Source organism: Pseudomonas sp. NPDC087690 (assembly GCF_044743175.1).
Classification (GTDB): Bacteria; Pseudomonadota; Gammaproteobacteria; order Pseudomonadales; family Pseudomonadaceae; genus Aquipseudomonas.
Map to the genome: position 1 here is coordinate 43,350 of NZ_JBIUVX010000016.1, position 25,048 is coordinate 68,397.

Annotated in this window: 22 protein-coding genes; 5 read left to right on the plus strand and 17 right to left on the minus strand. The window is 61.3% G+C overall.

Annotation, left to right across the window (positions count from 1 at the left end; translation table 11 throughout):
- Window position 1 precedes the first annotated feature (1 nt).
- The 5 genes from ACIPIZ_RS16880 to ACIPIZ_RS16900 are packed head-to-tail and all read right to left on the minus strand — an operon-like array spanning window position 2 to window position 9,396.
- Window positions 2–1,621: a DUF2300 domain-containing protein gene (locus tag ACIPIZ_RS16880; protein ID WP_401166189.1), complete on the minus strand. Its 1,620-nt coding sequence runs from the start codon at window positions 1,619–1,621 to the stop codon at window positions 2–4.
- Between the two features lies 1 nt (window position 1,622).
- Window positions 1,623–6,197 (minus strand): alpha-2-macroglobulin family protein, encoded by a 4,575-nt coding sequence (locus tag ACIPIZ_RS16885; protein ID WP_401166191.1) that lies wholly within the window; start codon window positions 6,195–6,197, stop codon window positions 1,623–1,625.
- Window positions 6,194–6,859: a DUF1175 domain-containing protein gene (locus tag ACIPIZ_RS16890; RefSeq protein ID WP_401166230.1), complete on the minus strand. Its 666-nt coding sequence runs from the start codon at window positions 6,857–6,859 to the stop codon at window positions 6,194–6,196. Before ACIPIZ_RS16890 ends, ACIPIZ_RS16885 begins: the two co-directional genes overlap by 4 nt.
- Complete coding sequence (locus ACIPIZ_RS16895; RefSeq protein WP_401166192.1) at window positions 6,844–8,556, minus strand: DUF2138 domain-containing protein; 1,713 nt, start codon at window positions 8,554–8,556, stop codon at window positions 6,844–6,846. The genes ACIPIZ_RS16890 and ACIPIZ_RS16895 overlap by 16 nt, the downstream gene beginning before the upstream one ends.
- 48 nt (window positions 8,557–8,604) lie before the next feature.
- Window positions 8,605–9,396: a YfaP family protein gene (locus ACIPIZ_RS16900; protein WP_150648532.1), complete on the minus strand. Its 792-nt coding sequence runs from the start codon at window positions 9,394–9,396 to the stop codon at window positions 8,605–8,607.
- A gap of 277 nt (window positions 9,397–9,673) precedes the next feature.
- Here ACIPIZ_RS16900 and ACIPIZ_RS16905 point away from each other — a divergent pair, with 277 nt between their 5' ends.
- The 5 genes from ACIPIZ_RS16905 to ACIPIZ_RS16925 all read left to right on the plus strand — a co-directional run bounded on the left by ACIPIZ_RS16905 (window position 9,674) and on the right by ACIPIZ_RS16925 (window position 16,074).
- Window positions 9,674–10,819 carry a Fic family protein gene (locus tag ACIPIZ_RS16905; RefSeq protein WP_401166194.1) on the plus strand — a complete coding sequence of 382 codons (1,146 nt, stop codon included), beginning with the start codon at window positions 9,674–9,676 and terminating at the stop codon, window positions 10,817–10,819.
- A 112-nt stretch (window positions 10,820–10,931) separates the two neighbouring features.
- Window positions 10,932–11,174, plus strand: coding sequence for an exodeoxyribonuclease VII small subunit (locus ACIPIZ_RS16910; RefSeq protein ID WP_003228627.1), 243 nt, complete (start codon window positions 10,932–10,934; stop codon window positions 11,172–11,174).
- Entirely contained in the window at window positions 11,171–12,058 is an 888-nt protein-coding gene (ispA, locus tag ACIPIZ_RS16915) for a (2E,6E)-farnesyl diphosphate synthase (protein ID WP_401166196.1), read from the plus strand. The genes ACIPIZ_RS16910 and ispA overlap by 4 nt, the downstream gene beginning before the upstream one ends.
- 91 nt (window positions 12,059–12,149) lie before the next feature.
- Window positions 12,150–14,048, plus strand: a complete 1,899-nt coding sequence (gene dxs, locus ACIPIZ_RS16920) for a 1-deoxy-D-xylulose-5-phosphate synthase (protein ID WP_401166198.1) — start codon at window positions 12,150–12,152, stop codon at window positions 14,046–14,048.
- A gap of 139 nt (window positions 14,049–14,187) precedes the next feature.
- Window positions 14,188–16,074 carry a TonB-dependent receptor domain-containing protein gene (locus ACIPIZ_RS16925; protein WP_105709091.1) on the plus strand — a complete coding sequence of 629 codons (1,887 nt, stop codon included), beginning with the start codon at window positions 14,188–14,190 and terminating at the stop codon, window positions 16,072–16,074.
- 113 nt (window positions 16,075–16,187) lie between these two features.
- Here the strand turns inward: ACIPIZ_RS16925 and ACIPIZ_RS16930 are convergent, their stop codons facing one another.
- From ACIPIZ_RS16930 to nrdR, 12 genes are all read right to left on the minus strand, one after another.
- Window positions 16,188–16,988 (minus strand): cobalamin-binding protein, encoded by an 801-nt coding sequence (locus ACIPIZ_RS16930; RefSeq protein ID WP_401166199.1) that lies wholly within the window; start codon window positions 16,986–16,988, stop codon window positions 16,188–16,190.
- Window positions 16,988–17,407, minus strand: a complete 420-nt coding sequence (locus ACIPIZ_RS16935; protein WP_064392192.1) for a hypothetical protein — start codon at window positions 17,405–17,407, stop codon at window positions 16,988–16,990. The genes ACIPIZ_RS16930 and ACIPIZ_RS16935 overlap by 1 nt, the downstream gene beginning before the upstream one ends.
- Window positions 17,404–18,021: a GTP cyclohydrolase II gene (gene ribA, locus ACIPIZ_RS16940; RefSeq protein WP_016984117.1), complete on the minus strand. Its 618-nt coding sequence runs from the start codon at window positions 18,019–18,021 to the stop codon at window positions 17,404–17,406. Before ribA ends, ACIPIZ_RS16935 begins: the two co-directional genes overlap by 4 nt.
- Window positions 18,022–18,255: 234 nt before the next feature.
- Window positions 18,256–18,993 carry a substrate-binding periplasmic protein gene (locus ACIPIZ_RS16945; protein WP_401166201.1) on the minus strand — a complete coding sequence of 246 codons (738 nt, stop codon included), beginning with the start codon at window positions 18,991–18,993 and terminating at the stop codon, window positions 18,256–18,258.
- A gap of 37 nt (window positions 18,994–19,030) precedes the next feature.
- Complete coding sequence (locus ACIPIZ_RS16950) at window positions 19,031–19,534, minus strand: phosphatidylglycerophosphatase A (protein WP_011336134.1); 504 nt, start codon at window positions 19,532–19,534, stop codon at window positions 19,031–19,033.
- Window positions 19,531–20,496: a thiamine-phosphate kinase gene (gene thiL, locus ACIPIZ_RS16955; protein ID WP_064392196.1), complete on the minus strand. Its 966-nt coding sequence runs from the start codon at window positions 20,494–20,496 to the stop codon at window positions 19,531–19,533. Before thiL ends, ACIPIZ_RS16950 begins: the two co-directional genes overlap by 4 nt.
- Before the next feature lie 18 nt (window positions 20,497–20,514).
- Window positions 20,515–21,015, minus strand: a complete 501-nt coding sequence (nusB, locus tag ACIPIZ_RS16960) for a transcription antitermination factor NusB (RefSeq protein WP_034153728.1) — start codon at window positions 21,013–21,015, stop codon at window positions 20,515–20,517.
- A complete protein-coding gene (gene ribE / locus ACIPIZ_RS16965; protein ID WP_003228649.1) occupies window positions 21,012–21,488 on the minus strand; it encodes a 6,7-dimethyl-8-ribityllumazine synthase in 477 nt (158 codons plus the stop codon). Before ribE ends, nusB begins: the two co-directional genes overlap by 4 nt.
- A 91-nt stretch (window positions 21,489–21,579) precedes the next feature.
- On the minus strand, window positions 21,580–22,671 hold the full coding sequence (gene ribBA / locus ACIPIZ_RS16970; protein ID WP_008081846.1) for a bifunctional 3,4-dihydroxy-2-butanone-4-phosphate synthase/GTP cyclohydrolase II: 1,092 nt from the start codon (window positions 22,669–22,671) through the stop codon (window positions 21,580–21,582).
- Window positions 22,672–22,702: 31 nt separating this feature from the next.
- Window positions 22,703–23,368, minus strand: coding sequence for a riboflavin synthase (locus ACIPIZ_RS16975; RefSeq protein WP_105709087.1), 666 nt, complete (start codon window positions 23,366–23,368; stop codon window positions 22,703–22,705).
- Between the two features lie 47 nt (window positions 23,369–23,415).
- Window positions 23,416–24,549, minus strand: a complete 1,134-nt coding sequence (gene ribD, locus ACIPIZ_RS16980; RefSeq protein WP_401166204.1) for a bifunctional diaminohydroxyphosphoribosylaminopyrimidine deaminase/5-amino-6-(5-phosphoribosylamino)uracil reductase RibD — start codon at window positions 24,547–24,549, stop codon at window positions 23,416–23,418.
- A complete protein-coding gene (gene nrdR / locus ACIPIZ_RS16985; RefSeq protein ID WP_401166232.1) occupies window positions 24,546–25,022 on the minus strand; it encodes a transcriptional regulator NrdR in 477 nt (158 codons plus the stop codon). The genes ribD and nrdR overlap by 4 nt, the downstream gene beginning before the upstream one ends.
- Window positions 25,023–25,048: the final 26 nt, after the last annotated feature.

Genomic DNA, 25,048 nt, shown 5'->3' on the forward strand with positions numbered 1-25,048 from the left:
TCTATTCCAGCAAAAGGTGACGGGCGAGCCCTTCGATGTAGGTTTCATCCTGGCCGTTGGGATGTGCTTCAAAGGCCAGATGCAGATATTCGTGGGTCAGGTCGAGGCGATCCTGCAGGGTCAGTACGCCACGCACGTAAATACGTTGGCGTTCGCGATCAACGAAGGGCCGACCGAAGGCGAGTTTGCACACGGCGAAGGTGCTGACTTCGTTGTAGCCGGTTTCGCTTTCCAGTGTCGGACGCCAGCCGCGACGTTGTTTTTGCAGCCAGTCTTGCGCGGCGGGCAGCGCTTCGCAGGAAGCAACCGGGTTGTCCCAACGGCTGAGGCTGGCACGCGGATAGGCGTGCAGCAGAATGGCGTCGTAACGCTGTCCGGCATTGGCTTGCTCGACAGCTTGTTGCCAGGCGAGTTTGTCCGGGCCGGGCTGGTCGGAGTGATAGGTGACCGTACTGCCGGCCAAAACCAGGTCCGCCGTCCATGCGGCGATGTTGCGGGATTCGGCCGAGGCCGGGCGCGGTGCGACGCGTTGGCGGTTGCTGCTGTCATCGATACTCAGGCAATCGCCGTTACGTGTAGCGTTTTGCAGCAGGTACGTGCGGATCGCTACGGCCAACGCCTTGGCGGCTTCGGCGGGTTCAGGTTTGGCTTCACGTTCCAGCACGCGGGCGACGTATTCTTCGCGATCAAGCCTTGCGACGAGTTTGTCGTTGAGCAGAAACAGTTCGCCGTCGCTGTGGATATCCAGCGCGTTGCCGTTGGCGAATTCGACGCGATAGTCGCCCTGCAACGGGCCGGATGTCGCGCGGCGATCACCCGCTAAGACCTTCGAAACTGGGTACTTCGAAAACAGGCTGACTTCGACACAACGCCCCGCCTCCGCGGGCCAGGCCGCCGGCAACACGGTCGCCAATGCCTGGCCGTAATGGCGCAAGACCATCTGACTGGTGCCACGCCCGCCAGCCCAGAGCGGCGAGCCGTCCGCCGTCCAACCGGCGAAACCACCCTGCCGCGATTGCGGGTCCTGATCGCCGAGCCAGCTCCAGGTCTTCACCCGCAGGCGCCCGCCCAATTCACCCACGACATTGCCGTCCGCCGCGTTCAGCACCACGTCGAGTAGCACTCGACGCGCCTGATCCTGTGCCGGCAACGAGGCCAGGACCTTCAGCAGTTCAACCACGGAAACCCGTTGAGCCGGTTGCACCGACGGCAAATCCAGCAACCACGACGGCGCCTGCCGCGCCTGCCAATAGGTCCGCCAATCCGTCGCCGTAATGCCCAATCGCGCAGGCTCGAAATACAACCCGCAGGATTTCACCAGCGCCTGATCACGCTCGATCCTGCCGCCCGCCGAGCAGCAATAAACCTCTTCCTTCGACTGTCCGCGACATTCATATGCCGGCTCCCGTGCGCCGGTGTCCACCAGCCACGCGTAGACAAACAACTTCCACAGGCTGCCCAGCGGCGTATCCAGCGATGGCGGCAACGGTTCACGAGCGATCAGTTGTGTCTGATTCAGCGACAACAACTCGCCCTTGTACGCCACGCGCAACGGTTCATCCTGCGCCGTCGCCAGCGCAGGGATCACACACATCAGCAGCCACAGCAGCGGCCGGCTCATGTCAGTTGACCGTGACCTGACCGAGGGCGGCTTTCGCTTCCTGGGCCTGATGTTGCGGCGCGTAAACCTGCTTGAATCGCACCGGCGGCAGATTGAACTGGCCCTTCTGCGAGAAGCGCACCAGATGGCGCAGGCGCAACTCACCGCTCAACGCATCGACCGGCACCGCGTAAGCCAGTTGACCCGGTTCGAAACGCGCCTTCTCCAGCGCAGTCGGCTCGGTGCCGTCCTTGCCCTGCAACTTGATACCCCACGTGGTGCGCTCGACATCGGCACCCGGTGGCAGCGGCACTTCGAGCATGCCGTAGCGCAGCGGTTTCGGCGCTTTACTGGTGAGGATCACTTCGTCCAGATACAGGCTGTCACTGGACAGCGGCTTGGTGCCGACCGGCTCCAGTTTGAAGGTGAACGCTTCATCGCCCGGCACCAGTCGCGACAGGCGACGGGTGATGGTCACGGCCATTGGATCGAGCGCTGGTTGCTGGGTCTGGAAGCTCAGCGCCGCGCGCAGCGGACGCTCTTGCGTGCCGGACACCGTCAATACGCTCGGGACCGGCGTCGCGCCCTGCCACGTCCAGTACATCTCACCGGTTGCACCGTAGTTTTTCTTCCAGCCTTCACCCGGCGTCAATGCGATGGTCGGCGAAGCCTGGGCGATGCTGCGTTGCAGCCAGGTCAGCGCCAGTGCACGTTCGAGGGTGGATTGCTGTGGCAGCAGACGTTGCAAAAGCGCTTGCGCACGTGCCTGATCGAACGCTTGCAGCGACAGGTTCAGCGCTTCGGCAAACGGCTGCGAGCTGACGGACAGACGCTGTTGCGCAGCAGCCAGCTGATGATTGAATGCATCTGGCAAGGCCACTTTCGACTGCGAGGCCAGCGCTGCGGTCAACACTCGCGCCGCTGCCAGACCGAGCGCCGAGTCCGGATCGCTCATCACCAGACTGTCTTCGCCATCGTCGAGCATGGTTTGCGCATTGCCTTCACCGACCTTGGCCAGATCGTCCATCAAACCGCTGAGCAGTGTGTTCACCGGCAAATGCATCTGCTTGGCGAACGACAGAATCAGCGCCCGCTGCAGCAACGGCGTGTTCGGCGCCTGCTTGGCATACACCTCCAGCACGCGCTGCCAGTGCTCCGGCGGCAAGGTCAGTTCCAGCACTTGGCTGGCGTTAAAGTCGGCGTAATAGGCGTAAGCGGTGAGGAACGCATCCGGCTCACCGTCGTAACCCCACCAGGTGAAGCTCGCCGACGGCCCGGCCATTTGCACCAGACGCAGACGGCTGTTCTGCATGGTCAGCCGCAAGCGATCACGGATCTGCGGATTCGACGCCAGTGATGGATAGGCGATGCTCAACGGCAGCAAACGGCTGGCGGTTTGCTCGACGCCGCCATACGGATAGCTGAGCAGATCATCGAGTGCCGAACGGAACAGCGCTTGCGGACTGTCATCCAGACGCAGGCGAATATCCGTGGCGTCGGGCGGCAGACTCAACGGCGTATCACCACTGGCGACATCGAGGCTTTGCGTCTGCGTCACTTGCCAGCCGTCACCGGTCGCACTCAGGCGCACGGCGAGGGAGTCGGCAGTTTTGCCATCCTGCACCAGTTCAGCCGTCCAATCACCGGAAGCCAAGGCGAATGCTGGCAGCGGCAGGTAATTGATGCCGTTGTTGAGGGTCACCGGGACACGTTGTTCAGCGCCAGCGTAGTGGGTCACGAGTTCAGCCTTGACCGGTTTCTCGGCCTGACTGAACGCGAACACACCGAGTTGCGGCTGATCGCCCTTACGGAATTTGCTCGGCCCGCTCCACTTCAGGTACAGCGGTTTTTCCGAACGCACGAACTGCTTCTTCTGCCCGACCTGCCCATCATCGGCGATCGCGCGGGCGGTGATGCGCCAGCGGGTCAGCGAGTCCGGCATCTTGAAGGTGAAGCGGGTTTTGCCGTCGGCTCCGGTCAACAACTCTGGCTGCCACGCCGCAGTATCGACGTCTTCACGACGCGGTCGCTCCAGTACTTTCACCCCGCGCTCGCTGCGGTTGGCTTTGCCCGGTGCGCCTGGGCTGCCCGGCAACGCGACGTCGTAGCTGATGAACGACAGACTGGCGCTGGTGCGCACGTTGTTGCGGCGCGGGTGATAGAAGAACTGGTCGATGGTCGGCGCGACTTCCGGTTGCAGCGCATAAACCATTTCGTCTACGACGCTGACAGTCAGATGCGCCGGAACGGCTTTGCCGGCGAACTGCGTGGTCAGGTCAACCGTGACGGTATCGCCCGGCAGATACACCGCTTTGTCGGTGCTGATCGCCACGTCGATTTGCGGCGCGATCACTTTGATCCCGGCGTTCTGGAAGCTGTACTGACCGCCCTTGGTGTAGAGCACGGAGAAGGTCAGATTTGGCGCGAAGTTATCCTTCACCGGGATGCGTGCGCGGTATTGGGTGTCGCTGAGTTTTTCTAGCTTCAACCAGTCGCCGCCCTTGGCCAGCAGCGCCGTGGCTTCGACCTTGTCACGTTCCAGCGAGAGCAATGCATCACTGACCGGTTCCGGGAAAGTGATCAGCGCCAGCGCTTCATCACCGGCCTTGTACTCAGGTTTATCGAGGACGATTTCCACGGTGCCCGGCACTGCTTTGACGCCGTCGCCAGTGACCGAATGCCCGGTGGCACCGAGCACGCGGCCGTGTTGATCTTTCAAGGTCAGGTTGTAGGTGCCTGGACGCTCGAAAGCGAGGCTGAAGCCTTTATCCGTCGCCGCCAGTTTGCCTTCACCGGTGCTCTGGTCTTCCAGGCGCACCCAGCCATAGGTGCTCGGCGTCACCGCTTTGCTTTGCTCGGTGCCGCCTTCGTTGGCGTAGCTGAACGCGACTTTGTCGCCCACCGCGCTGAAGCGTTGCGGCGCACTCAGACGGAAGCTCGCGGCGCCACGGTCGATGAGGATTTCCTTGGTGGTCTTGACCCGATAGGCCGCGCCATCGCTGGCGAACACGGTGAGCATGTAGCGGCTCGGCTTGTCGGCGGCCGGCAGATCAAGGGCCGCGCTGCCTTTGCTGTCGGTAGTCAGTTCGGTGCTGGTCAACTCCACCGGGAATTGCCCGAGGTATTGCAGCTCGTTGTCGACCATCGACAGTTGCTGGGCGCGCAGGCTCAGGCTCAGTTTGGCGTTGGCCACCGGTTTGCCGTCGGGGTATAGCAACACCAGACTGCCTTTGACCGGCTCGCCGGTGCGGTAATCCTGCTTGGCCAGGTTCAGCGAAATCTCGAAGTGCGGCTTGATGTACTCCGCCACACGGAAAGCACTGCTGTAGGCCTGATCCTTGTAGTTGAAGCGGATCTCGTAACCGCCCGCTACCGAGTTGTCCGGCAACTGGAAACGGCCCTGAGTGCCAGCCTTCGAATCGAGTTTCAGGTCAAGGTGTTGCAGCTCGGTGCCGGTGGCATCGAGCACGCTGACCGTGACATCTGCCGCCCCCGGCAATACCGAATCCCGCGCATTCTTGAATTCGCGACCAACGATTTTCAGCGACACCCAATCGCCCGGGCGATACAGCGGCCGATCGGTGAAGGCATAAAGTTTGGTGTCGTAGATTTCGCTGTCGTAATAGAAGTTTTCCGAGACGAATACGCCGCCCTCTTCATCCTCGCCGATGACGAACGAACGCTCCGGGCTGACGTGTTTCAGCCGCAGCAAGCCATCAGCATCGGTGGCACCGCTGCTCATCACGCCGAGGCCATCCGTCCACAGCACATTGACCTTCGGCACCGAGCTGCCTTCGTGTTTGCGCGCAGCCCAGACCAGCAGTTCATCACCGGCAATCTTGCTCACTGCGACGGTGTTGGAGACGAACACCATGGTGGTCGCGCGGTACTTGCCGATCAGCGCTTCGACCAGATACAGACCCGGTTTCAGATTACCCAAGGGGATATAAACGTTGCCCGGCGCGACGCTGACGAAATCGCTGGAAGAGCCCGCGAGATTGACCCCGGCTGGCGGCTGAATCGGCTTGGCCTGCCACAACGGATAACGGAACTGGCTAACCACCGGCAGACCTGGAATCAACGCAAACTGCGGTTGCGCGTCGTACGGTGTCGGCGCGGCGATGGCGTTGCCCATTTTCAGTTCCGGCACTTCTTCGGTGACCTGTTTGCGTGACTCATAGGAGAACGCGCGTTGCATCACCCGACGGGATTTGCGGTACCAGTTGTCCCACAGGTACGCGAGGGTGTTGGACAGTCCTTCGCCCTTGAACTGGCCGTCGCTGACCACACGATGCAGGTTCTTCTGGCGCTTGAGGAAATCCAGCGGCTTGTCGATGCGATACACGCGAATGTCGGCGCCGCCATACGGTTCCATGCGGAAACGACGGTAATCACGGCCCGGCGCTTCGAGGCGCACCATCGCCTGTTCGTCGGCAGCAAAGCTGCTATCGGCCAGCAGGAAGAAGCTTTCACCGGAGACCGGCGTGTAGCCGCTCGGCTCGACCGAGTCTTCGGCGTTGACGCTGGCCAGTGGCAGCAACAGCGCCAGCAGCAAAGGAATTCGGGAGCAGAGTCGCAACATGCGGGCACCGGTCATTGGGAGAGAAAGTTCAGTCGATAGACGCCGATGAAGTTGGGGTTGGCTGCGTCGGGTATCCATCGGGTGTCCTTCCATGTCATGAGTTGCTGCAGGCTTGCCGAACGCATGCCGTTGTCAGTCGGGGTGGTGCTGCCGGTGTGATAGGCGATGTAGCGGCCCATCCAGATCATCAGGTGCTGGTCGTCGCCCTGATCGAAAAACATCAAGTCACCGGGCCGCGCCTGCGACACGTCGCGGCTGACCAGATGGCTGTTGAACTGAATCAGTTTGATCGCGTTGACGTACGGCCCAACCTTGCCGCCGCCCTGCTGCCATTGCTGGGCGAGCTTGCGCTGATCATCGCTGAGCGACAGCTCTGGCGGCAGATAGCGATTGGACAAGCCATTGCTGCGCAGCCATTTGTCGTCATGGACTTTCAGCGCTTCGTTGGCAGCGAAACGCACCAGCCCGGCACAGTCCTGCTGATACCAGCGCGGGCTCGGGCCTTGGCTCAGTTGCTCTTGGGCGATACGCACGAACCAGGCGCGAAACACCTGGGATTGCGCAGGGTCGAGCGCCGGCGCTTTTAAAGGTAGAGAGTCGACGGCGCGGGCGCCCGCACTCAGTAACAGCGCGAACAAGCCGAGGCTGCGGATCAGTGCCGTCACAGCGCTTTCCATTCCAGCGGCAACCATTGCCAGTGACCGTCAGGCTCGCTGCCTTCAGGCAAGGTCAGGGCATATTTGCCGTAGCCGCCAAGGGTGCGCAGTTTCGGGATCAGGTAAGTTTGCGCGGCGTTATAGAACACCGGTTCCATGTCCTGCGGCAGGCTGTCGAGGGTTTCCTGCTGCATCAGTTGCGCCATCGAATCCGGGCCGAAGTAGATCGGCATCAGCACATCCTTTGGCAGCACGTCGGCCATCGGCGGGAAGCGTTTGTCGAGGGTGCCGAGGGCCTTGTCGACGAGTTTGTCATCGAGGGAAAACAGCAGCGTCGAACCGTGGCGAGCGAGGCTGACTTTCATGAATGCCTTGCCGGAAATCGCGTCCGGGTTCTCCGCAGTCTTCGCCGCGTAGGGTCCGAAATTGGAACTGACCTGACGCTGCCAGACGCGGTTCTGGCCTTCCTGTTTCTCGACCACGGGGAAGACGTTTTCTTCGACATTGGCCTCGAACGCACCAACCATCGAACCGAACAGCTTGCCGAGATCGCCATCGAGTTTACTGCTGTCCTCGTCTTTCAGACTGGCCACCAGCAACGGCGTGTACAAACGCGAATCGGCGTACCAGCACAGGCCCGCCGCGCCGGCCACGTGTTCGGTGAGGGTTTGCGCCACAGCTTCTTCAGCGCCGAGCTTCACCAGCAATGGTTTTTGCGGTTCGGCCGCGACCGGCAAGGTCACGCAGGCACTGGCACCGAGCGGCATCGCCTGCCAGACCGGTTTGAAATCGAAGTCCGGCTGGTTTTCCAGTTCGTCCATGGCCAGGTAGCTGTGCCAGCCCTTGTCGTCCATGTCGAAACGCAGCCCGGCGAAGTTCGGGATGAAACGCTGATAGCCCATCGCGAGAACGCTGGAGTTGACCGACAGGCGCTGCTTGGTTTCCGGGGTTTTAGCCGGCAGACCGAACGCCTCAGGGAACAGTTTTTCGCCGTTGAGCAACGCCGCCAGCGCTTGTGGCGAGACGTGGCCCGACTCTTCGGAGACGCCGCTTTCCGGGTCGTAATACTTGGCCGGATTGGACAGCACCACCAGTTTGTCGCCGCGAGAGGCGAACAACAGGGCTTTGCTGGCGTTATAGGTCAGTTGGTACAGCGGCACAGTGTCGCCGCCGACCTTGAGCTCGCCCATCTGACTTAGCTGCGTGTCATCCAGCGCAACCTTTGCCAATGGCTCAAGCAGTTTCGCCAGACCGCCACGGTCCATCACCAGCAGGAAATCCTTCAAGCGACCATCCGCGCCACGCCACAACGCGACGTCGGCCGGTTGATCGAAAAGTTCTTCGATCAAGCTGTCCTGCAGTTTCAGGTCATGCTCGTAGATGATCCGGCGCAGGCTGCCGATCAGCCCGAGGCGGTCGGCGTGGGTTTCGTAATAGAAGACGAAATCTTCGGTGAGCGTGGCTTTGAGAAACGGCACGGTCAGCAAGTCCTTGGGCAACTGGCTTAGCGAGCGGGTTTCCAGCAACGCATCCGGACGGCTCAGGCCAAGCTTGTCACTGGCCAATTCCGCCGGCGGTGCCTTGGGCTTGAGCAGCAGCCAGCCAAAACCACCCGCCACCCCGGCCACCAGGCACAACCCGGCCAGCAACAGCGGCCAGCGTCGCGAAGGTTTGGCCGCCGGCGTGTCGGCAGCCGAAGTAACAGTGTTATCGCTCATCTTCTCGCTCATTTCCCAAAGCTCAGGATTTCATCCGTGGCGGAATGCTTAATAGTTGAAAGTCTTGACCAGCAGCAGATCACCGATCGCCCGCAGGGGCACGATGAACGTTTCGCGTTTTTCGTCGACGGTGTTTTCGTTGAGCACCAGCGTGATTTGCGAGGTAATGACCTCGTTCTGATTGCTGGTCTCCTCGAAGTTATAGCCGCCGTTGCCGAAGTTGCCCCAATAGTTGACGTAAACCAGATAGGTGCCGTGCAGCGGCGCGGTCATGGTGAACATTTCCGGGCCCGGACCATCGACGCCATCCGGGTCGAGACCGCCGCCATTGTTCAACGCCGGACGCGCCCAGAACGCATGCTGACCGTCGGGGGTGACAATGTGCAGATCGAGCTCGGCTTTCGGATCGTCCCAGCCCAAGACAAGACGAATACGTGCCGGCGTGCGCAAGTTATTTGCTTCATAAAATTGCACGCGCTTGAGCGACTGGCCCTCGGCGCTGATCACTTCAACACTGTTGGAGCCGGCACCGAACGCGTACGGCCGGGCGAAACGCCCTTGGTCGTCGGTGTACAGATTCAGTGGATTGCCATTCACAGCGAGACTGTGCGGCGGGCGCATGTGGCCGATGGCTTTGAGCTGGCCCTGGATCATCGTGCGATTGCGCTGGACGCCGCGATCGATCGGCGGCGTCGGGTAGGCGACTTGCGGGTTTTCCGTGCGATCGAGCAGGCCGTGATAGCGCCAGCCACCCACCGGTTCCGACAACTCGGCACTCGGCGCAGCCAGCAACGCGGGCGCGCAGGCCAGGCCGATCAGCAGCCAAAGAAATGAACGCATGTGATGCCTCCTGCCATGCCTGAACGAAACCTTGCACCCGATCCTCGGTACTTCACAGCGGTGAAACTGCGTTTCGTCTGAAAGACCCGTGACTATGGGGTCGTAGAAGGCGCGAAGATTAGCGATTCGGCGGTTTTTTAACAATCGGATACATGTGCTTTTACTGTAGGAATCAAGCCAATCCGGTGGACGGCGAGCCGAATAGCCGTCATATTCGGCTCACAAAATGAGCCGAATAGCTTTTCTATTCGGCTCACGGACTCAAGGCAGACAACGAATGGCAACTCACTGGATCTGGCAGCAGCCCGATTGGCCCGACTTCAACTGGCAGGCAGAACGCCTGACGCCGTTGTTGCGCGAGTGTGTACAGGCACAGGGTCAGTTGATGGGGATGGCCGGTTCAGTAGGTGACTCTCTGGGGGCTCAGACCGAACTGGATGCCCTTTTGCAGAATATCGTGACGTCTTCGGCCATCGAAGGTGAGCAACTGAATGTCGGCTCCGTGCGTTCATCTTTGGCGCGACGTTTGGGCCTGGAGTTGATCGACGGCGATAAAGTCAGTCAACGCAGTGAAGGTCTGGCGCAGCTAATGCTGGATGCCACCCGTCGACTCGCCGATCCGTTGACCCTGAAACGCCTGCTGGAATGGCACCAGTGGCTGTTTCCTGATCAAGAGGCTGACCTTACTGCGCGCTCAATGCATGTGGGCGCGCTACGCGGTGACGAGCCAATGCAGGTGGTTTCGGGTCGCATTGATCGCCCGACCGTTCATTTCGAAGCCCCACCACGCCAAGGTCTTGAACAGCAGCTCGACCAATTTCTCCAATGGTTCGAGGCCAGCCAGCATCAGACAGCACTCGACCCGATGCTTCGCGCGGGCATCGCCCATTTCTGGTTTGTTACCTTGCATCCGTTCGACGATGGCAACGGTCGCCTGACCCGCACCATCACTGATCTGGCACTGGCGCAAGGCGAAGCTCAAGCGATCCGTTTCTACGCCATGTCGGCGAGCATTCTGGATGATCGTTCCGGCTACTACCGGATTCTGGAGTCGAGCCAGAAAGCCACACTGGATATCACTGAATGGCTCACATGGTTCCTGCAAACGTTGCTAAGCAGTTTGCAACAAGCCATCACTCGAATTGAAAGCGTGCTGGGCAAGACGCGTTTCTGGCAGGCACACCGTGAGTCCGAACTTTCGGCGGAGCAGGTTAAAGTGCTTAACCGCCTGCTCGACGGCGGCGAGCGGGGCTTTGAGCACGGCATCAGTGCCGGGCAATATCAAGCGGTGGCGAAAGTGTCGAAGGCCACGGCGACCCGGCATCTTGCGGAGTTGCTGGAGAAAGGTTGCCTGCAACGCTTGCCGGGGGGCGGTCGTAGTACGCGCTACCAGATCAACTATCCCGACAGAGCCAAACATTAATCTCACTTACCACAGTGCCATTTCTGTCCTTGGGAGGCGGCCCGCTCATTTGCCCATAAACCCCCTATCTGCTAGTGTCGCGCCGGTTTAACGTCAACCGGAAATCGCCGCCATGGCCCGCAAAAAAGCTGCACTGGATTTCGAACAGTCCCTCGCCGACCTGCAAACACTGGTCGAGCGTCTGGAGAACGGTGAATTGTCGCTGGAAGACTCGCTGACCGCTTTCGAGCAGGGCATCGGTCTGACCCGTGATTGCCAGGCAGCGCTGGCGCAAGCCGAGCAGAAGGTGCAAGTGCTGCTGGAGCGCGATGGCGAACTCGCCGAGGAACCCTTCGACGCGGAACAGCCAGAATGATTGCGGCGTACACGGCGACCAGCCAGACCCGGGTTAACGCAGCGCTGGAAACCCTGTTCAATGCGCCGTTGCCGGAGCTGGCGCGGCTTTACGAAGCCATGCGCTACAGCGTGATGAACGGCGGCAAACGCGTGCGCCCGCTGCTGGCCTACGCCGCGTGCGAAGCGCTCGGTGGCAAGGCTGAGCAAGCCAACGGCGCGGCTTGCGCGGTCGAGCTGATCCACGCTTATTCGCTGGTTCACGATGATTTGCCGGCGATGGACGACGACGATCTGCGTCGCGGCCAGCCAACCACGCACAAGAAATTCGACGAAGCCTGCGCGATTCTCGCCGGTGACGGTTTGCAGAGCCTGGCCTTCAGCACCCTGCTTGACCCGCGCTTGAGCGATTGCAGCAGCGACATTCGCCTGCAAATGGTCACCGCGCTGGCTAACGCCGCCGGCCCGGCAGGCATGGTCGGCGGTCAAGCCATCGACCTTGGTTCGGTCGGTTTGAAACTCGATCAGCAAGCCCTCGAACAGATGCACCGGCACAAGACCGGCGCGCTGATCGAAGTCAGCGTCAAACTCGGCGCTCTGGCCAGCGGCCGTGCCGAGCAGGATGAACTCAAGGCCCTGCAGTCATATGCACAGGCCATCGGCCTGGCCTTTCAGGTGCAGGACGACATCCTCGACGTCGAAAGCGATACCGAAACCCTCGGCAAACGCCAGGGCGCCGACATCGCTCGTGACAAACCAACTTACCCGGCCCTGCTCGGTCTCGACGCCGCCAAAGCCTACGCGCTGGAACTGCGTGATCAGGCCCTGCACGCCCTGCGACCGTTTGACGCGGCAGCCGAGCCTTTGCGCGAGCTGGCCCGGTATATCGTCGAGCGCCGCAGCTGACGGCGAATCCGCCAAAAAAAACCAACGCGTGGGCAGGGGGCGATGCATCAGGTAAACTGCCGCATCTTCTATACCTATAACGATTCGCCTGATGCCCACGACGTTTCATGAGATTCCCCGCAAGCGCCCGACCACGCCCCTGCTCGACCGCGCGAACACGCCGGACGGCCTGCGCCGGTTAGGCGAAGCCGAGCTGGAAACCCTGGCCGATGAGTTGCGCCTGGAACTGCTCTACACGGTCGGTCAGACCGGTGGGCATTTCGGTGCCGGCCTGGGCGTGATCGAGCTGACCATCGCGTTGCATTACGTCTTCGACACACCGGACGACCGTCTGCTGTGGGACGTCGGTCATCAGGCCTATCCGCACAAGATCCTCACCGGTCGCCGCGAGCGCATGGGCAGCCTGCGTCAGAAGGACGGCATTGCCGCGTTCCCGCGTCGCGCCGAGAGCGAGTACGACACCTTTGGCGTCGGCCACTCCAGCACCTCGATCAGCGCTGCGCTGGGCATGGCCATTGCAGCCCGCCTGCAGAACAGCGATCGCAAGGCAATCGCGGTGATCGGCGACGGCGCGTTGACCGCCGGCATGGCCTTCGAGGCGCTGAACCATGCGCCGGAAGTGAACGCCAACATGCTGGTGATCCTCAACGACAACGACATGTCGATCTCGCGCAATGTCGGCGGTCTGTCGAATTATCTGGCGAAGATCCTTTCCAGCCGCACTTACGCGAGCATGCGTGAAGGCAGCAAGAAAGTCCTGTCGCGCCTGCCCGGCGCCTGGGAAATCGCCCGTCGTACCGAAGAATACGCCAAAGGCATGCTGGTTCCCGGCACCCTGTTCGAAGAGCTGGGCTGGAACTACATCGGCCCGATCGACGGCCACGACCTGCCAACGCTGATCGCCACGCTGCGCAACATGCGCGATCTGAAAGGCCCGCAGTTCCTGCACATCGTCACCAAGAAAGGCAAAGGCTTCGCCCCGGCGGAAGTCGACCCGATCGGTTACCACGCCATCACCAAACTCGAACCACTGGACGCTCCGGCCGCCGCGCCGAAGCAGGCCAGCGGGCCAAAGTATTCAGCAGTGTTTGGCGAGTGGCTGTGCGACATGGCCGCCGCCGATCCACGTCTGGTCGGGATCACCCCGGCGATGAAGGAAGGCTCGGATCTGGTGGCGTTCAGCGAACGCTTCCCGCTGCGCTACTTCGACGTGGCAATTGCCGAGCAACACGCGGTGACATTCGCTGCCGGCATGGCCTGCGAAGGCGCAAAACCGGTAGTGGCGATCTACTCGACGTTCCTGCAGCGTGGTTACGATCAACTGGTGCATGACGTTGCGGTGCAAAACCTCGACGTGTTGTTCGCCATCGACCGTGCCGGTCTGGTCGGCGAAGACGGTCCGACCCACGCTGGCAGTTTCGATCTGTCGTACCTGCGTTGCATCCCGGGCATGGTCATCATGACCCCGAGCGATGAAAACGAGCTGCGCAAGATGCTCACCACCGGCCATCTCTACAACGGCCCGGCGGCAGTGCGTTATCCACGCGGCAGCGGCCCGAATGCCGCCATCGAGAAAGATCTCGAGCCGATCGAAATCGGCAAGGGCATCGTCCGCCGTCATGGCAGCAAGGTGGCTTTGCTGGTGTTCGGTGTGCAACTGGCCGAGGCGCTGAAAGTCGCCGAGAAGCTGGATGCCACGGTGGTCGACATGCGTTTCGTCAAGCCACTGGATGAAGCGCTGGTACGCGAGATTGCCGGCAGCCACGAGTTGCTGGTGACCATCGAAGAGAACGCAATCATGGGCGGCGCCGGCGGCGCGGTCAGCGAGTTCCTGGCACGGGAGAACATCCTCAAGTCGATGTTGCATCTGGGCTTGCCGGATGTTTACGTCGAGCACGCGAAACCGGCGCAGATGCTGGCCGAATGCGGGCTGGATGAGGCCGGGATCGAAGCGTCGATTCGTGAGCGTCTGACCCTGCTCGACAAGTAAACGCAATACCCCTGTGGGAGCGAGCCTGCTCGCGAAGGCGGACTGTCAGTCAAATCATTGCTGACTGATACACCGCATTCGCGAGCAGGCTCGCTCCCACATTTGTTTTGTGGATATCAACAATGACAACGGACGCCCGATGAACCTCTCGCGCCTCGCCCTGCCCTTCTTTCTGCTGCCATCGGCCAACGCCCTCGCCGACAACTTCGAGCGTGATCAGGCACTGAAACTGCCGGATGTGCTGATCTCCGCCAACCGTCAGATCGAAGCGCGCAACGACAGCAGCGCCGCCAACACGGTATTCACTCGCGAAGACATCGATCGTCTGCAACCGAGCGACGTGCCGGACTTGCTGCGGCGCGTGCCGGGCGTGCAAGTGGCGCAGACCGGCGGGCGCGGCAGTCTGCCGGGGATCTACATTCGCGGCACGCAATCGGCGCAAAGTCTGGTTTTGGTCGATGGCCAGCGCATCGGCAACTCCACCTCGGGCGACAGCAATCTGCAGCACCTGAACATCGCACAGATCGAGCGCGTGGAAGTGCTGCGCGGTTCGCGTTCGGTGATTTACGGCAGCGATGCGATTGGCGGGGTGATCCAGATCTTCACCCGCCGTGGCAGCGAACAGGGTTTGCAGCCGCGGATGCACGTCGGTTTTGGCAGCAACCAGACCTGGGAACGCAGCCTTGGGCTATCCGGGGGCGACGATAAAACCCGCTTCAATCTTGGTGCGAGCCTGGATGAAACCGCCGGGATCGACCGTACCCATGAGTCGTACCCAAGCGACAGCGATCACGATGCTTACCGCAATAAGTCCGTCAGCCTGAGCCTCAGTCATGCGCTGACCGATGACATCGAAATTGGTGCCAATCTGCTGGATAACCGAGGCAAGAGCGAGTTCGACAACCCCTTCGGCCGCTTCGACACGACCACGTTCGATTCGGTGCAGCAGCAGCCCTACAGCGATTTCAACGTCAGCAGCGTCAGCAGTTACGTCGACGCGCGGGTCAACGAAACCTGGAAAACCCGCGTCGAGTTCGGCCACACCGAAAACCGCGAGAAGACCTTCGACAAACTCAGCGACGAGCGCACGGTGTTCAACACCTACCGCGACTCGGTGAACTGGCAGAACGACCTGACTCTGGACGCGCGCAACAGCCTGATCCTCGGCGGCGACTGGTACGAAGATCGAGTCAACAGCAGCACCGCATTCGATGAGGACAGCCGCTGGAACCGGGCGGCATTTATCCAGCATCGTTATCAGGCCGACAGTTTCTCCACTGAACTCGGTCTGCGTCACGACGACAACCAGCAGTTTGGCAGCCAGAACACCTGGAGTGGCACGTTCACCCTGCCACTGAATCCGGACAACGATCTGCTGCTCAGCTACAGCGAAGGCTTTCGTGCACCGACTTTCAACGACCTTTACTACCCGGATTTCAGCAACCCGAATCTGAAGCCGGAAACCTCGAAAAGTTACGAGCTGCAATGGCGTAGCCAGTTGACCGACAGCAGCCGTCTCGAAGCCTCGATTTACCGAACGGATCTGGAAGACGCAATTATCTTCGGCAGCAATTCACGTCCGGAAAATGTCGCTTCAGCTCGAATCAACGGCTTTGAAGCGGCGCTGAAGCAGGAGCTGTTCAACTGGCAGAGCAATCTGGGCGTGGCGATCATCGACCCGCGCGACCGCGATAGCGGACACACCTTGGCCCGGCGTGCGCGGCGCACGTTGAGTTGGGATCTGGATCGACAGTTTGACCAAGTCAGCCTCGGCGCCAGTTGGCAGGCGGTCAGCAGCAGTTATGACGACAAGGACAATACGCAGGCGCTGGGTGGCTATGCGCTGTTCGGCTTGCGCAGCAGTTGGGCGTTGAATCGCGAGATCAAGCTGGATCTGAAGGTCGACAACCTGTTGGACAAGGGTTACAGCCGGGCGAATTACAGCTATGACGGCAGCCAGTACGGTTATCGCGAGGAAGGTCGGGTGTGGATGTTTGGGGTGACCTGGACTCCCGAAATCAACTGAGCCCCCTGTAGGAGCTGCCGAAGGCTGCGATCTTTTGATCTTGATCTTCGGCGTTTCCGACTCAGTCAAACAACAAGGTCAAAAGATCGCAGCCTTCGGCAGCTCCTACAGAATCACCTGTTCGGCGCGATCAATTGGCAGAGCTTGGCGGTGGCGTCGATCATCTGGCCGCTGGGGCGTTCAAGGCCTTTATCGGTGACCAACAGTAATTTCCCCTGTTTCACCGCTGCCACTTGCGGCCAGGCCTTCCACGCATTCAACTGCGCCTGATCCCCCGCCAGAATCACCTCCGGATCACGCTGCAACACCGCCTCGATACTCACCTGTGGCGCCGGCAGACTCAGATCGCCGAACACATTGCGCGCCCCGCACACTTCCAGCGCATCACTGATGATCTGCCCGCCCCCGACGGTGTACAGCGGCTTGTCCCAGACTTGGTAGAACACCCGCAACGGCACATCCCGGCGATAACGCTGGCGAAGCGCTGCGAGTTGGTCGCGCAACGCAGCCGCACGTTTCACCCCACGCTCGGGACGCCCCAACTGCGCGGCAATGCCTTCGATCTGCGCAGCGAGTTGTTCGAGGGAATGCGGTTCGGCAACGAAGGTCGGGATGCCCAGACGCTTGAGCTGATCACGCTGCGCCGGGCCGACGCTGCCGGGCCACAGCAACAGCAAATCAGGCTTTAAGCTCAGCAACTGTTCCATGTCGAGTTGCCCATAGCGCCCAACCGACGGCACGCTGGCAATCTCGGTCGGACGCTCACCGGCATCCAGCACACCGACCAACAGATCAGCCGAATCCAGTTCAACGACGATTTCAGAAAGCGACGGCGCGAGGCTGACCACTCGCAGTTGCGCTAGCGCAGGGCCACTGACGGCCAGCAGCAGAACCGCCAGCCAGAGACAGCGCATCAGCCGAGTTGACGCGGGATACGGTAGAGATAAAACAGCACCGCCGTGGACAGTGCCAGCAGCATCAGTGGCACTGCTTCGAGACCGACGAACACCGCCAGTGCGCCGATCCACGCCGGCAAGGCTGCCGCCAGAAAAGCCGCCCGACGACGCGCAGCGAGGGCAATCCACGCGGCCGGTTCATCCGGGGTATCGAGGGCTTTTTGCGTGGCGATCAGCGCATGTTTGTAACGGCCGAAAAACTTCAGGCTGACAAACATCGATGCCACACCGGCGATAAAAAACGGCATCGCCAGTACTGGCAGAATTCCTTTGCCCTGACCAAACAGTGCGTTGAGCACGAACAGCGGCACCAGCGCCAGCGCCAGGTATTTCCACCAATCGACCGACAATCGGCGCCGCACCTGACCACGGGTCACGCGCGATCAACCTCGCCCTGGTGCTCGTTGCCCATCATGTGGTCGAGCTTGCTGGCCTTGGTCGCCAGGTACAGTTTGTTGTGCGGGTTGTGGCCAGTGTGCAACGGCACGCGCTCCGCCACGGTGATGCCCATGTCGGTCAAGGCTTTGACCTTGCGCGGGTTGTTGGTCATCAGGCGCAGGGATTTCACGCCCAGATGCTCAAGCATCGGCAGGCACATGGCGTAGTCGCGCTGGTCGGCGGCAAAGCCCAGACGCTCGTTGGCTTCAACGGTGTCGGCGCCGCCGTCCTGCAATTCATAAGCGCGAATCTTGTTCAGCAGACCGATGCCACGACCTTCCTGGCGCAGGTACAGCAACACGCCACGGCCCTCGCGAGCGATCGCCTTGAGCGCGCCTTCGAGTTGCGAGCCGCAGTCACAACGCTGGCTGAACAAGGCATCGCCCGTCAGGCATTCGGAGTGCAACCGGCCGAGTACCGGGGCACCGTCGGCAATTTCACCCAGGCTCAGCACGACGTGCTCGCGGCCGGTGGCTTCATCGAGAAAACCGTGCATGGTGAATTGCGCAAAAGGTGTTGGCAGCTTGGAAGCGGCGACAAAGACGACAGGCACCGGCGTGCTCCTGATCTAAAGAGTCTGAAAATTCGCAGGCGGGCATTGTAACAGCAGGTTCCTGCAGACGCTTAGGCTGAATTATCGGGGATAACGATCAAAAAGTTTGATAACTACTGACTGGCGTAGATCCTTGTGGGAGCGAGCCTGCTCGCGAAGGCGTCCTGTCAGTCGCCCCAATGCTGGCTGAACCACCGCTTTCGCGAGCAGGCTCGCTCCCACAGGGGTATGTGGTCAGTTCGGGTTGAAGGGATACGGCTGCTGCCACTTCTCGAAAATCGGTTTCAACTCGCCGCTCTTCACCAACTGCTCCATACGCTGGTCATACAGAGCCATCAGCGCTCGCGCCTGCGGAGTGTCGGCAAAGCCGAGAAACAGCGGCAGCTCGGCCAGGTGTGAATAGCGATACTGCGCTGGATCGGCTGCGGTTTTCACCACGGCTTCAATCTCGGTCAACGCATCAATGTAGTAATCCGCCCGCCCCTGCTTGAGCATCGACAGAATGCCGGTACGACGCTCGATCTGGTTGTAACGCTTGATGTTCGGCAGGTAGTTTTCGTAACGATAGCCACGCACCCAGGCCAGGCGATACTTGCCCAGCGTCGCCTGAGTCGGCGATGGGTTGCTCGCCAGACCCAGTGCGTAAATGTGGTCGGAATCAAAATTCCAGTGCGGATACAGGACTTGCTCGGCTTCGTCGCGATAGGAGCCGACCAGCGCATCGACTTCCTTCAACTGCACCAGACCGATCGAACGGGTGTACGGCACCGTGCGAATGTCCAGCTTCACGCCGGCCGGTTCGAACACCTTGCGCAACACGTCCCAACCGAGGCCATGGCCGTCGGCGGCGGTGTAGTCTTCCCAGTCTTCGCTGGCCAGATGGATGACCGCAGGCGTCGGCACAGCTTCCTGCGCACTGGCCACCGTGCCCAGCAAAGCAAAAAACATCACCGCCAACCAGCGTCGAGCCATCCCTAGTCTCCTCACTTACCCCTGACATCCCTTGGAATCAGGCGAAAACCCACACCAGCCCCTGCATCGCCAGCCAGGCAAATACGCCGGCCAGCACGTCGTCGAGCATGATGCCGACGCCGCCATGCACATGCCGGTCGATCCAGCGAATTGGCCATGGTTTGAGAATGTCGAAGAAACGGAACACCAGAAAACCCGCGAGCAACCAGTACCAGCCTTCCGGCACCAGCCAGAGGGTGATCCACATCCCGACCATTTCGTCCCAGACGATGCCTTCGTGGTCGTGTACCCGCAGATCGTCGGCGACCTTGCCGCACAGCCAGAAGCCGAACAGCATGGTGATCCCGAGCATCAACCAGTAACCCCAATCGGGCAACATCTGCCACAACGGAATAAAGGGTAGCGCAACTAACGAGCCCCACGTGCCCGGCGCTTTCGGCAAGGTGCCGGAGCCAAAGCCGAACGCGAGGAAATGCCAGGGATTGCGCCAGACCGACGGCGGAACGAATTCGGCCGGAACCTGTTTCGGGTGATCTGTCACGGTGTCTCCTGAAAATGTTGATAGCCCCGGATTTGCGGGGTGATGTCGTGCCCTTCGCGATCCAGCAGAATCACGCCCTGACCTTCTGACACACGACCGATCACATGGATCGGCCAGCCATTGGCCAACAACGCCGGCAACTCGACGGACGGCAGGGTGAACGCCAGCACGTAATCATCGCCGCCGCTCAGCGCGGCACGCTCGGCGCCGCGCTGACCGAGAAACGCCACTAATGCATCCGACAGCGGTACGCGCTCGCGTTCAATCTCAAGCCGCACCTGTGATGCCAGCGCGATATGACCGCAATCGGCGAGCAGGCCATCGGAGATATCCAGCGCCGACGTGGCTTTGCCGCGCAGGGCCTGACCGAGGGCGAGTTGCGGCTGCGGCGACCAGTAATGATCGAGCAGCGGTTGGGCGATAGGCGCTTCGGCGTCACGCTGCCCCAGCACCAGCGGCAGTGCGCCAGCGGCATTGCCCAGCTCACCGCCGACACATAGCAAGTCACCCGGCTGCGCACCGCTACGGGTCAACGCCAGGCCCGCAGGCACGCGACCAAACACGGTCACCGTCAGGCTCAACGGCCCGCGCGTGGTATCGCCGCCCACCAACGCAACGCCGCAGTTCTGCGCCATGCGGTTCAAACCGTGGGCATAGGCCTGCAACCAATCGGCAGTCACCGTCGGCACAGTCAGGGCAAGGGTAAAGGCAACGGGCGTGGCGCCCATGGCGGCCAGATCGCTGACCGCGACGGCCAGCGAGCGCTGACCGAGCAGAAACGGATCGCAGGGGTCGGCGAAATGCACACCGGCCACCAGCGTATCGGTGGAAATCGCCAACTGTTCCCCGGGGGGAACAGCGAGCAAGGCGCAGTCATCGCCGATCCCCAGAGCAACGCCTTCGCCGCCCTGCGCACAAGGCGCGGCGGCGAAGAAATTGCGGATCAGCTCGAATTCGCCCATTGAGGTTTCAAGCGCGTTTCAGCGCTTGAACGCCTTCACTTCAGCTTCACGCAGGCGCGGCGCCAGCTTGTCGAGCACGCCGTTGACGAACTTGTGACCGTCGGTCGAACCGTAGACTTTCGCCAGCTCGATACCTTCGTTGATCACAACGCGGTACGGCACGTCAACGCGCTTGAGCAGTTCCCAGGTCGACAGGCGCAGTACGCACAGTTCAACCGGGTCGAGCTCTTCGATGGTCAGGTCCAGGCACGGCGCCAGCGCAGTGTCGATCTCGGTCAGACTGGCCGGAACACCGTGCAGGATGTCGTGGAAGTAGCTGGCATCGGCGAAGGTGAAATCGTTATCGACGCGGAACTGCGCTTCGATTTCGTTCAGCGAAGTACTGGCCATGTGGCGCTGGTACAACGCTTGAGTCGCCAACTGACGGGCAGCGCGGCGCTTTTCACTTTTCGAAGGCTTGCCGGCGTCGGTTGGACGCGGCTCGCGCGGGTTGAAACGATCGCTTTCGTCGCTAATCACTTGGCCTCCAACTGCGCCAGCAGGCTGACCATTTCCAGAGCGGACAGGGCAGCTTCGGCACCTTTGTTACCGGCCTTGGTGCCGGAACGTTCGATGGCTTGCTCGATGGAATCAACGGTCAGGACGCCGAAAGCGACCGGCACGCCGAACTCCATGGACACCTGGGCCAGACCCTTGGTGCACTCGCCTGCCACGTATTCGAAGTGCGGAGTACCGCCACGAATGACCGCGCCGAGGGCGATGATGGCTGCGAATTCACCTTTCTGGGCGACTTTCTGCGCTACCAGCGGGATTTCGAAGGCGCCAGGTGCGCGGATGATGGTGATGTCGCTTTCGCTCACGCCGTGGCGAACCAGGGCATCAACTGCACCGCTGACCAGGCTTTCAACCACGAAGCTGTTGAAACGGCCCACTACCAAAGCGTAGCGGCCTTTAGGGGCGATGAAGGTACCTTCGATGGTCTTCAGGGTCATTCGTCAGTTCTCTTAAAGAGCCGGGACGCGTCTGCTACGCGTCCCTCAGTGATTTATTTGCCGCGAATCGGAGTCCGGAAACAACCGGTCATTATTCGGAGGGCACGTATTCTACAACTTCCAGATCGAAACCGGATATCGCATTAAATTTCATTGGCGCAGACATCAAGCGCATTTTGCGTACACCGAGGTCTCGCAGGATCTGCGAACCGGCACCGACGATGCTGTAGGTGGTCGGTTTTTTCGGTGCCGGCTGATCACCGGTTTCACGGATATGCGCCAGCAACACGTCGCCATCGAGCGGGTGACCGAGCAACAGCACCACACCGCTACCGGCCTCGGCAACCGCCGCCATGGCGGCGCGCAGGCTCCAGCGGCCGGGTTGCTTGACCATCAGCAAGTCACGCAGCGGATCCATATTGTGCACGCGAACCAGCGTTGGCTCTTCGGCGCAAACAGTGCCCAGGGTCAGCGCCATGTGCACGTCGCCTTCCACGGAATCACGATAGGTCACCAGGTTGAATTGGCCCAGTTCACTGTCCAGCGGCTGCTCGGCAATCCGCTGAACGGTACGCTCGTGGATCATCCGGTAGTGAATCAGGTCGGCAATGGTGCCGATCTTGATGTTGTGTTCAGCGGCGAAAGCTTCCAGTTCGGCGCGACGGGACATGGTGCCGTCGTCGTTCATCACTTCGCAGATCACCCCGCTCGGCTCGAAACCGGCCATGCGTGCGAGGTCGCAAGCGGCTTCGGTGTGGCCCGCGCGCGCGAGGGTGCCGCCGGCCTGCGCCATCAGCGGGAAGATGTGGCCCGGGCTGACGATGTCTTCAGCCTTGGCATCCTTGGCAGCAGCCGCTTGCACAGTGCGCGCACGGTCGGCGGCGGAGATGCCGGTGGTCACGCCTTCGGCCGCTTCGATCGAAACGGTGAATTTGGTGCCGAAACCGGAACCGTTGCGCGGCGCCATCAGCGGCAGCTTCAACAGTTCGCAGCGCTCGCGGCTCATCGGCATGCAGATCAGGCCACGGGCGTGCTTGGCCATGAAGTTGATGTGTTCGGCCTGGCAGCACTCGGCGGCCATGATCAGGTCGCCTTCGTTCTCGCGGTCTTCGTCATCCATGAGGATGACCATCTTGCCTTGGCGGATGTCTTCAACCAGTTCTTCGATGCTATTGAGCGCCACAAGGCACCCCCCTTCTTTCGAATTTAGAGCTTCAGGATTTGAGGTAGCCGTTTTGGGCCAGAAAGCTTTCAGTGATCGTGCCGCCGGATGTCGACTCTGCGGCCTTGTCGCCCAAAAGCAGACGCTCCAGATAACGTGCCAGCAAATCGACTTCCAGGTTCACCCGGCGACCCGGCGTGTACGACGCCATGATGGTTTCGCTCAGGGTGTGCGGAATGATCGTCAGCATGAACTCGGCGCCATCGACGGCGTTCACGGTCAGGCTGGTGCCGTCGACGGTGATCGAGCCTTTATGGGCGATGTACTTGGCCAGGTCTTTCGGCGCGCGGATGCGAAATTCCACGGCGCGGGCATTGTCGCTGCGCGCGACGATTTCGCCGACGCCGTCGACGTGACCGCTGACCAGGTGCCCGCCGAGACGGGTGGTCGGGGTCAGGGCTTTTTCCAGATTGACCGGGCTGCCGCTTTTCAGGTCATTCATGGCGGTGCAGTCGAGGGTTTCACGGCTGACGTCGGCGGCAAAGCCGTCGCCTGGCAGTTCAACGGCAGTCAGGCAGACGCCGTTGACCGCGATGCTGTCGCCGAGTTTGACGTCGCTCAGGTCGAGCTTGCCGGTGGCGACGTGGACCCGCACATCACCGCCCTTTGGGGTCAATGCGCGGATACTGCCGATGGATTCGATGATGCCGGTAAACATGGGGTTCTCCTTGAGAACTGAGCCAGCGCTAACGCGATGGCCGGGAATTATACGCTCGCCGAAAGGACAGGGTTGGCAGTGACTCGCCAGTCATCGCCCACCGCGCGAATTTCAGTGATTTTCAGCTCCGGCGCATCCTTCATATGGGCCAGCGGCCAGTCCAGCAATGGACGCGCCGTGGAACCGAGAAACTTGCCGGCGATGAAGATCACGAACTCATCGACCAGACCCAACTGAGCAAAGGCGCCGGCCAGACGTGGGCCCGCCTCAACCAGCACTTCGTTGACGCCGCGACCGGCCAGTTCGATCAGCAATTGATGCAGATCGACCTGCCCGTCCTCACCCGGCACGATCAGGCACTCGGGACCGTGAGCGTATTGCTCTTCGATCGCGACACAGGTGGCGACCAACGCCGGGCCGGCCTTGAAGAACGGCGCATCCAGCGGCACCCGTAGGCGGCCGTCGATCAATACGCGTAGCGGCGGACGGCTCATGACCAATGCGGTTTGTTCGGTATCCAGACCCAATTCATCGGCCCGCACAGTCAAACGCGCGCCATCGGCCAGTACCGTATCGGCACCGGTCAGCACCACGGCGGCCTCAGCGCGCAGACGCTGTACGGCTGAACGTGCGGCCGGGCCGGTAATCCACTGGCTCTCACCACTTTCCATCGCTGTACGACCATCGAGGCTCATGGCCAACTTGACCCGCACGAACGGCAAGCCGTGTTCCATGCGCTTCAGAAAACCTTGATTGAGCTTGCGCGCTTCAGCTTCCAGGACACCGCTTTCAGTGGCGATGCCGGCATCGGCCAGGCGCTGCAATCCACGTCCGGCAACCTGCGGATTAGGATCACGCATCGCTGCGACCACGCGGCCTACGCCAGCATTCACCAGCGCATCGGCGCACGGCGGCGTGCGGCCATGGTGGCTGCACGGTTCGAGGGTCACATAAGCGGTCGCGCCCCGGGCCAGCTCACCGGCGGCGCGCAGGGCATGGACTTCGGCGTGCGGTTCGCCGGCACGTTGATGCCAGCCTTCGCCGACAATCTGCCCGTCACGCACCACCACGCAGCCAACCCGAGGATTGGGATGGGTGGTGTAGTGACCTTTGCGCGCCAGTTCCAGCGCACGCGCCATGAAGTGGGCGTCGAGGATGGCCTGCTCGGCGACGGTGGTCATTCTTTCACCGGTTCGCGGGCGAGGCGGTCGATTTCTTCGCGGAATTCGTTGAGGTCCTGGAAGCGTTTGTACACCGACGCGAATCGGATGTAGGCGACTTCATCAAGCTTTTGCAGCTCGGCCATGACCAGTTCGCCGACCACGAGGGATTTGACCTCGCGCTCGCCGGTGGCGCGCAGCTTGTGCTTGATGTGAACCAGAGAGGATTCGAGGCGCTCGACGCTCACCGGACGTTTCTCCAGGGCGCGTTGCATGCCGGCACGGAGTTTTTCTTCGTCGAACGGTTGGCGGCTGCCGTCGGTTTTGATCAGGCGCGGCAACACCAGTTCGGCCGTCTCGAACGTCGTGAAACGTTCGCCGCAGGCCAGGCATTCACGCCGGCGGCGCACCTGTTCGCCCTCGGCGACCAGCCGCGAGTCGATGTCCTTGGGGTCGTTGGCACCGCCGAAGGGGGCGTGCCGGGTGGCTGGCAACAAAAAAAGGGAGGGCCATGGTAGCG

Excerpts from the sequence above, each read along its gene's own strand:
- ACIPIZ_RS16880 (WP_401166189.1), bottom strand. The coding sequence starts at position 1,621 with ATGAGCCGGCCGCTGCTGTGGCTGCTGATGTGTGTGATCCCTGCGCTG.
- ACIPIZ_RS16885 (WP_401166191.1), bottom strand. The coding sequence starts at position 6,197 with ATGACCGGTGCCCGCATGTTGCGACTCTGCTCCCGAATTCCTTTGCTG.
- ACIPIZ_RS16890 (WP_401166230.1), bottom strand. The coding sequence starts at position 6,859 with ATGGAAAGCGCTGTGACGGCACTGATCCGCAGCCTCGGCTTGTTCGCG.
- ACIPIZ_RS16895 (WP_401166192.1), bottom strand. The coding sequence starts at position 8,556 with ATGAGCGATAACACTGTTACTTCGGCTGCCGACACGCCGGCGGCCAAA.
- ACIPIZ_RS16900 (WP_150648532.1), bottom strand. The coding sequence starts at position 9,396 with ATGCGTTCATTTCTTTGGCTGCTGATCGGCCTGGCCTGCGCGCCCGCG.
- ACIPIZ_RS16905 (WP_401166194.1), top strand. The coding sequence starts at position 9,674 with ATGGCAACTCACTGGATCTGGCAGCAGCCCGATTGGCCCGACTTCAAC.
- ACIPIZ_RS16910 (WP_003228627.1), top strand. The coding sequence starts at position 10,932 with ATGGCCCGCAAAAAAGCTGCACTGGATTTCGAACAGTCCCTCGCCGAC.
- ispA (WP_401166196.1), top strand. The coding sequence starts at position 11,171 with ATGATTGCGGCGTACACGGCGACCAGCCAGACCCGGGTTAACGCAGCG.
- dxs (WP_401166198.1), top strand. The coding sequence starts at position 12,150 with ATGCCCACGACGTTTCATGAGATTCCCCGCAAGCGCCCGACCACGCCC.
- ACIPIZ_RS16925 (WP_105709091.1), top strand. The coding sequence starts at position 14,188 with ATGAACCTCTCGCGCCTCGCCCTGCCCTTCTTTCTGCTGCCATCGGCC.
- ACIPIZ_RS16930 (WP_401166199.1), bottom strand. The coding sequence starts at position 16,988 with ATGCGCTGTCTCTGGCTGGCGGTTCTGCTGCTGGCCGTCAGTGGCCCT.
- ACIPIZ_RS16945 (WP_401166201.1), bottom strand. The coding sequence starts at position 18,993 with ATGGCTCGACGCTGGTTGGCGGTGATGTTTTTTGCTTTGCTGGGCACG.
- thiL (WP_064392196.1), bottom strand. The coding sequence starts at position 20,496 with ATGGGCGAATTCGAGCTGATCCGCAATTTCTTCGCCGCCGCGCCTTGT.
- ribE (WP_003228649.1), bottom strand. The coding sequence starts at position 21,488 with ATGACCCTGAAGACCATCGAAGGTACCTTCATCGCCCCTAAAGGCCGC.
- ACIPIZ_RS16975 (WP_105709087.1), bottom strand. The coding sequence starts at position 23,368 with ATGTTTACCGGCATCATCGAATCCATCGGCAGTATCCGCGCATTGACC.
- ribD (WP_401166204.1), bottom strand. The coding sequence starts at position 24,549 with ATGACCACCGTCGCCGAGCAGGCCATCCTCGACGCCCACTTCATGGCG.